The organism is Pseudomonas sp. Ps21-P2, from assembly GCF_039672565.1.
In the GTDB taxonomy this organism is placed as follows: domain Bacteria; phylum Pseudomonadota; class Gammaproteobacteria; order Pseudomonadales; family Pseudomonadaceae; genus Aquipseudomonas.
Genome location: NZ_JBDFPL010000026.1, coordinates 2,501 through 5,501, shown reverse-complemented (window position 1 = coordinate 5,501; position 3,001 = coordinate 2,501). Strand labels below are relative to the sequence as shown.

The 3,001-nt window shown below is 52.0% G+C and carries 2 rRNA genes (1 of these 2 only partly in view); both read right to left on the bottom strand.

The features are described 5' to 3' along the window. Positions 1 to 9: 9 nt before the first annotated feature. Positions 10 to 125, bottom strand: a 5S ribosomal RNA gene (gene rrf / locus ABEH28_RS27145). Between the two features lie 146 nt (positions 126 to 271). After that, positions 272 to 3,001, bottom strand: a 23S ribosomal RNA gene (locus ABEH28_RS27140); it runs 163 nt beyond the window's last position.

Here is a 3,001-nt window from a genome sequence, read left to right as displayed (position 1 = left end):
GGAATTTAATCTTGACGATGACCTACTCTCACATGGGGAAACCCCACACTACCATCGGCGATGCATCGTTTCACTGCTGAGTTCGGGATGGGATCAGGTGGTTCCAATGCTCTATGGTCGTCAAGAAATTCGGGTACTGACTCGTTCTCTCGAACGCTTCAGCAAATCGGGTATGTGATCAAGGTGCAGCTTGTGTGTTCGCAAACTTTCGTCTTCATGCGTCTTCACACACCGCAACCTGCCGTCTTTCTGCAGATTGCTTGGGTGTTATATGGTCAAGCCTCACGGGCAATTAGTATTGGTTAGCTCAACGCCTCACAGCGCTTACACACCCAACCTATCAACGTCGTAGTCTTCGACGGCCCTTCAGGGAACTCAAGGTTCCAGTGAGATCTCATCTTGAGGCAAGTTTCCCGCTTAGATGCTTTCAGCGGTTATCTTTTCCGAACATAGCTACCCGGCAATGCCACTGGCGTGACAACCGGAACACCAGAGGTTCGTCCACTCCGGTCCTCTCGTACTAGGAGCAGCCCCTCTCAAATCTCAAACGTCCACGGCAGATAGGGACCGAACTGTCTCACGACGTTCTAAACCCAGCTCGCGTACCACTTTAAATGGCGAACAGCCATACCCTTGGGACCGGCTTCAGCCCCAGGATGTGATGAGCCGACATCGAGGTGCCAAACACCGCCGTCGATATGAACTCTTGGGCGGTATCAGCCTGTTATCCCCGGAGTACCTTTTATCCGTTGAGCGATGGCCCTTCCATACAGAACCACCGGATCACTAAGACCTACTTTCGTACCTGCTCGACGTGTCTGTCTCGCAGTCAAGCGCGCTTTTGCCTTTATACTCTACGACCGATTTCCGACCGGTCTGAGCGCACCTTCGTACTCCTCCGTTACTCTTTAGGAGGAGACCGCCCCAGTCAAACTACCCACCATACACTGTCCTCGATCCGGATAACGGACCTGAGTTAGAACCTCAAAGTTGCCAGGGTGGTATTTCAAGGTTGGCTCCACGCAGACTGGCGTCCACGCTTCAAAGCCTCCCACCTATCCTACACAAGCAAATTCAAAGTCCAGTGCAAAGCTATAGTAAAGGTTCACGGGGTCTTTCCGTCTAGCCGCGGATACACTGCATCTTCACAGCGATTTCAATTTCACTGAGTCTCGGGTGGAGACAGCGCCGCCATCGTTACGCCATTCGTGCAGGTCGGAACTTACCCGACAAGGAATTTCGCTACCTTAGGACCGTTATAGTTACGGCCGCCGTTTACCGGGGCTTCGATCAAGAGCTTCGCGTTAGCTAACCCCATCAATTAACCTTCCGGCACCGGGCAGGCGTCACACCCTATACGTCCACTTTCGTGTTTGCAGAGTGCTGTGTTTTTAATAAACAGTCGCAGCGGCCTGGTATCTTCGACCGGCATGAGCTTACGGAGCAAGTCCTTCACCCTCACCGGCGCACCTTCTCCCGAAGTTACGGTGCCATTTTGCCTAGTTCCTTCACCCGAGTTCTCTCAAGCGCCTTGGTATTCTCTACCCAACCACCTGTGTCGGTTTGGGGTACGGTTCCTGGTTACCTGAAGCTTAGAAGCTTTTCTTGGAAGCATGGCATCAACCACTTCGTGTTCTAAAGAACACTCGTCATCAGCTCTCGGCCTTGAAACCCCGGATTTACCTAAGATTTCAGCCTACCACCTTAAACCTGGACAACCAACGCCAGGCTGGCCTAGCCTTCTCCGTCCCTCCATCGCAATAACCAGAAGTACAGGAATATTAACCTGTTTTCCATCGACTACGCTTTTCAGCCTCGCCTTAGGGACCGACTAACCCTGCGTCGATTAACGTTGCGCAGGAAACCTTGGTCTTTCGGCGTGGGTGTTTTTCACACCCATTGTCGTTACTCATGTCAGCATTCGCACTTCTGATACCTCCAGCAAGCTTCTCAACTCACCTTCACAGGCTTACAGAACGCTCCTCTACCGCATCATCCTAAGATGATACCCGTAGCTTCGGTGCATGGTTTGAGCCCCGTTACATCTTCCGCGCAGGCCGACTCGACTAGTGAGCTATTACGCTTTCTTTAAAGGGTGGCTGCTTCTAAGCCAACCTCCTAGCTGTCTAAGCCTTCCCACATCGTTTCCCACTTAACCATGACTTTGGGACCTTAGCTGACGGTCTGGGTTGTTTCCCTTTTCACGACGGACGTTAGCACCCGCCGTGTGTCTCCCATGCTCGGCACTTGTAGGTATTCGGAGTTTGCATCGGTTTGGTAAGTCGGGATGACCCCCTAGCCGAAACAGTGCTCTACCCCCTACAGTGATACATGAGGCGCTACCTAAATAGCTTTCGAGGAGAACCAGCTATCTCCGAGCTTGATTAGCCTTTCACTCCGATCCACAGGTCATCCGCTAACTTTTCAACGGTAGTCGGTTCGGTCCTCCAGTTAGTGTTACCCAACCTTCAACCTGCCCATGGATAGATCGCCCGGTTTCGGGTCTATTCCCAGCGACTAGACGCCCTATTAAGACTCGCTTTCGCTACGCCTCCCCTATTCGGTTAAGCTCGCCACTGAAAATAAGTCGCTGACCCATTATACAAAAGGTACGCAGTCACCCAACAAAGTGGGCTCCCACTGCTTGTACGCATACGGTTTCAGGATCTATTTCACTCCGCTCTCCGCGGTTCTTTTCGCCTTTCCCTCACGGTACTGGTTCACTATCGGTCAGTCAGTAGTATTTAGCCTTGGAGGATGGTCCCCCCATGTTCAGACAAGGTTTCTCGTGCCCCGTCCTACTCGATTTCATTGACAAGAGATTTTCGCGTACAGGGCTATCACCCACTATGGCCGCACTTTCCAGAGCGTTCCGCTAATCTCAAATCAACTTAAGGGCTGGTCCCCGTTCGCTCGCCACTACTAAGGGAATCTCGGTTGATTTCTTTTCCTCAGGGTACTTAGATGTTTCAGTTCCCCTGGTTCGCTCCATACACCTATG